Annotated in this window: 4 protein-coding genes; all 4 read left to right on the top strand. The window is 69.4% G+C overall.

All coding sequences use genetic code 11. The features are described 5' to 3' along the window. The first annotated feature begins 524 nt into the window (after window positions 1–524). Window positions 525–1,556 (top strand): ABC transporter permease, encoded by a 1,032-nt coding sequence (locus tag HUW36_RS25765; RefSeq protein WP_174530521.1) that lies wholly within the window; start codon window positions 525–527, stop codon window positions 1,554–1,556. Between the two features lie 61 nt (window positions 1,557–1,617). After that, on the top strand, window positions 1,618–3,363 hold the full coding sequence (locus HUW36_RS25770; RefSeq protein WP_174530522.1) for an ABC transporter substrate-binding protein: 1,746 nt from the start codon (window positions 1,618–1,620) through the stop codon (window positions 3,361–3,363). A gap of 61 nt (window positions 3,364–3,424) precedes the next feature. Then, window positions 3,425–4,414: an ABC transporter permease gene (locus HUW36_RS25775; protein WP_174530523.1), complete on the top strand. Its 990-nt coding sequence runs from the start codon at window positions 3,425–3,427 to the stop codon at window positions 4,412–4,414. 14 nt (window positions 4,415–4,428) lie between these two features. Beyond that, on the top strand, window positions 4,429–4,755 hold a 327-nt coding region (locus tag HUW36_RS25780; protein WP_174530524.1), incomplete at its 3' end, for an ATP-binding cassette domain-containing protein.

Raw genomic sequence — 4,755 nt, forward strand, 5'->3', positions numbered from 1 at the left:
GGGGGTCTCCGGGCCGGGGCGCGGCGCCGCGCCGGCCGGACCGGCGGCGGTCACCGCGGCGAGGCTGCCGAGTGCGGCGGCCAGGGCCAGGGCGGCGGTACGTCGGGCGAAGGGCATGGGTCGTCCTTCCGTCGGGGCCCGGGTGTGGGCCGAGGGGTGGCCCGGACGTCGGGTGAACCCGGGCCGCCGAGAACCCTAGGTGGGCGGTGTGAACGCGAAGCGTCACGAAGTGTTACACCGGTCGGTCGGAGCGGGCGATGCCTGTGACATCGGCGCCGGGGAATGGCCGTTCGGCTGACAACCGTCTCCACGCTGCGGCGCACCACATTACGAAACAACGGAACGGATGCCTGAACGGCTGACAACCGAATCGCACCGTTATTGCGCCGATGCTTTCCGTAGGCCGGATCGTTGTCAATGCACGACAACCGGAACGGCCGTTACCGTAACGATTCCTTCCGGCGTCCGGATGCGCATTACCGTCGGGTGGCAGGGCGTTTTCGCTCCCGTCGGGAGGACTCCTCATGAGCGACCTTTCCCACCCGCCGTCATTGACCGCACCGGGCGATCCGGGCGCCGGGGAACCGGTGGTCGAGTCCGGGAACGGGCTTTCCGCCGGCCGTCGTGAATTCGTCGGCCGTTCGCCGAACCAGCTGGCCTGGCTGCGCCTCAAGCGTGACCGCACGGCCCGGGCCAGCGCCGTCACGCTGGTCGTGGCGGTCCTGGTCGCCCTCGGGGCGCCGCTGCTGAGCCGTCTCACCGGAATCGATCCGACGGACAAGTTCGTCGACCGTCTCAACGATTTCGGAATGCCGATCGGCTATGCCGGTGGAATCAGCGCGGACCATTGGCTCGGGCTGGAACCCGGAAGTGGTCGGGACATCCTTCTCCAGTTGGTCTACGGCCTGCGTACGTCTCTGTTCATCGCATTCGCCTCGGCGGCCGTGGCGTCGTGCATCGGAGTGGCGGTCGGCGTGCTGGCCGGATGGGCCCGGGGGTGGCTGGACAGCGTCGTCAACTGGCTGATCGACCTCACGCTGGCGTTCCCGTTCCTCATCTTCGCGCTCGCCGTGATCCCGATCCTGCAGGACCGCTTCTACACCGACCGGGAGGCGCCGTCGCCGGCCTTCCGGGTGGCCCTGATCGTAGCCACCTTCGGATTGTTCAGCTGGACGTACACCGCACGCCTGGTCCGCGGGCAGGTGATCTCCCTGCGGGAGCGGGAGTTCGTCGACGCGGCCCGGGCCGCCGGCGCCGGCACCGGGCACATCCTGCTACGTCAGCTGCTGCCGAACATCTGGGCGCCGATCCTGGTCACCGTCTCGCTGATGGTGCCGCAGTTCATCGCCATCGAGGCGGCGCTGGCGTTCGTCAACATCGGCGTCACCGAACCCACACCCGACCTGGGCCGCATGATCTTCAACAGCATCGGCTACGTCGCGAGCGACCCCTGGTACACCCTGTTCCCCGGGTTGACGATCTTCCTGCTGGTCCTGGCGTTCAACCTGCTCGGTGACGCGCTGCGCGACTCGCTGGATCCCCGCTCCACCCGGTAGTCCCCACGGCCATACACGTGCCCGGCCGGCGGGGGCCGCCGGGCGAGGAAGGGAGCACACCGTGCGCGCACGAACCCGGACACTGACCGGTGTCCTCGCCGCGGCGGCGCTGGTCGCCGCCGGTTGCAGCCCCACCACCGACGACAGCGGCGGCGACGACCAGGAGACCAGGACCCAGAGCGGCTCGATCTCGTACGAGGCCGCCGACAACCAGGGCCCGGCGAAGGCCGTCGACGGGGCGACCCGTGGCGGCACGCTGACCGTCATGCAGCCGACCGACTTCGAGCACCTCGACCCGGCCCGCAACTACGTCAACGTGCAGCAGGTCGCCGGCGGCATGCTCTACCGCGCCCTCAACGGCTACAAGGAGGACGGCAGCGGCAAGCTGCTGCTCGTCGGCGACCTGGCGACCAACCCCGGCAAGGACGTCAACGGTGACTGCAAGGTCTGGGAGTTCACCCTCCGCGACGGCGTGAAGTACGAGGACGGCTCGCCGGTGACCAGCAAGGACGTCGCCCACGGCATCGCCCGGTCGTTCGCGTCGAACCTCAACGAGGGCCCGCACTACATCCAGCAGTGGCTCTACCCGGGCGGGACGTACAACGCCACGTACAAGGGTCCGTACGACGGGGGCAAGCCGGTGCCCGACGGCGTCGAGACGCCCGACGACCGGACCGTCCGGTTCACCTTCCCGCAGGCGCACTGCGACCTGCCGTACGCCGCCGCGCTGCCCACCAGCGCGCCGGTGCCCGCGGCCAAGGACACCCGGGCCGGCTACGACCTGCGGCCCTTCTCGTCCGGCCCGTACAAGGTGAAGTCCTACCAGCGCGACGTCGCCCTCGAACTGGACCGCAACCCGAACTGGGACCCGGCGACCGACCCGATCCGCACCGCCTACCCGGACACGATCCGGATGACGTTCGGGCTCGAGCAGGCCCAGATCGCCGAGCGCCTGGTGGCCGACGGCGCGGCCGACCAGGCGGCGCTGAGCTGGACCGACGTGCCGCCGTCCGTGCTGCCGCGGACCACCGGAGCCGGCGTCGCCGACCGGGTGGTCAAGGGCCCGACGCAGTACAACTGGGTGCTGAACATCAACACGCAGCGGGTCACCGACCTGAGCGTACGTCGGGCGCTGAACTACGCCGTCGACAAGGACGCGCTGCTCAAGGTGCTCGGCGGTCAGGCCGCCGGCACGCCGGCCACCACGCTGATGTCACCCACCACCGCCGGTTTCTCCAAGTACGACCTGTTCAACGCCCCGGTCACCGGGGACAAGGCCAAGGTCACCGAACTGCTCGCCGGCAAGCGGCCCAAGCTGGTGCTGGCCCACTCCAGCCTGGAGCTGCGGACCCAGCAGGCCGAGGCGTTGCGCAAGAACCTGACCGACATGGGCTTCGACATCGTGATGAAGCCTATCGACAACAGCAGCTACTACGACGAGGTCGGCCGCAAGGACAACCCGTACGACATCTACCTCAGCGGCTGGGGATCCGACTGGCCGACCGGCTCGACGGTCATCCCGCCGGTCTACGACGGCCGCGAGATCGTCGCCGAGGGCAACCAGAACCTCTCGTACCTCGACGAGCCGTCGGTCAGCGCGGAGATCGACCGGGTCCGCAACCTGCCCGCCGCCGAGCAGGACGCCGGCTGGATGGCCCTCGACCGCAAGATCATGGAGGAGTACGCCCCGGTCGTGCCCTGCTACTACGACGCCACCTACGAGCTGCACGGTTCGAAGGTCGGCAACGCCTTCCTCAGCGACGCGTTCGGCATCATCTCGCTCAACGGCATCTACGTGAAGCAGTGACCGTCCTCGGCGGGGGCGGCCACACCGGCCGCTCCCGCCCCACCCGGGGGAGGTGTTTCCCGTGCTCCGTTTCGTCGTCCGACGGCTGCTCGTCGCCGTCCTGACCCTGGTCGTCGTCAGCCTGGTCACCTTCGGCCTCTTCTTCGCGGTGCCGAGCAGCCCGGCCAAGGTGATGTGCGGCAAGAACTGCACGGCCGCGGACATCGCCCAGGTCGAGCGCCGGCTCGGCATCGACCGTCCGCTGCCCCGGCAGTACGCGGACTTCGTCCGGGGCGTCTTCGTCGGTCGTACCTACGGCGAGGGCGACTTCCGCCAGGACTGCCCGGCACCCTGCCTCGGGTACTCGTTCCGCAACAACCAACCGGTCACCGAGATCGTCACCCAACGCGCCCCGGTGACGTTCAGCATTGTCCTCGGCGGGGCCGTACTCTGGCTGGCCCTGGGCGTCTCCCTGGGCATGGTGTCGGCGTTGCGCCGGGGTACGGCGTTCGACCGCGCCGCGATCGGCGTCACGCTCGCCGGGGCGTCCATGCAGGTCTACTTCTTCGGGCTGATCCTGCTCTACCTGCTGGTCTACTCGACCGGGTTGCTGGCGTTCCCCAGTTACACGCCGCTGACCGAGAGCCCTCTCCGGTGGGCGGCGGGCCTGCTGCTGCCCTGGATGACGCTGGGTTTCCTCAACTCGGCGCTCTACGCCCGGCTGTCCCGGGCGCAGATGCTGGAGACGCTGTCCGAGGACTTCGTCCGGACCGCCCGGGCCAAGGGGCTCTCCGCGCGGCAGGTGCACACCCGGCACGCGTTGCGCGCGGCGATCACCCCGATCGTCACCATCGCCGGCCTGGACATCGGCACCAGTCTGGGCGGCACGTTCATCACCGAGACCATCTTCGGCCTCCAGGGTCTCGGCAAGGCCACCGTGGAGGCGGTGCAGTTCCTCAACCTGCCGGTGGTGATGGCGACCGTGCTGTTGGCGGCGGTGTTCATCGTGGTCGCGAACATCGTGGTCGACGTGCTCTACGCGGTCATCGACCCGCGGGTCCGGCTGAGCTGACGGGAGGGTTCGAGATGGTGGAGTTTCCGGCGCCGCGTCGCGGCGAGGATCCGTACCTGCGGGTCCGGGATCTGCGGGTGCGGTTCGACACCGAGGACGGCGTGGTGCGGGCCGTCGACGGGGTGTCGTTCGCGGTCGAGCGGGGTCGCACGCTCGGGATCGTGGGTGAGTCCGGTTCGGGTAAGAGCGTCACGTCGTTGGCGATCCTGGGTCTGCACAACTCGCGGCGGGCCGCCATTACCGGGGAGATCTCGGTGGGTGGGCGTCAGTTGGTGGGTCTGGCGGAGGAGGAGGTGCGGCGGCTGCGGGGTCGGGACATGGCGATGATCTTCCAGGATCCG

The organism is Micromonospora maritima (assembly GCF_902825405.1).
GTDB lineage: Bacteria > Actinomycetota > Actinomycetes > Mycobacteriales > Micromonosporaceae > Micromonospora > Micromonospora maritima.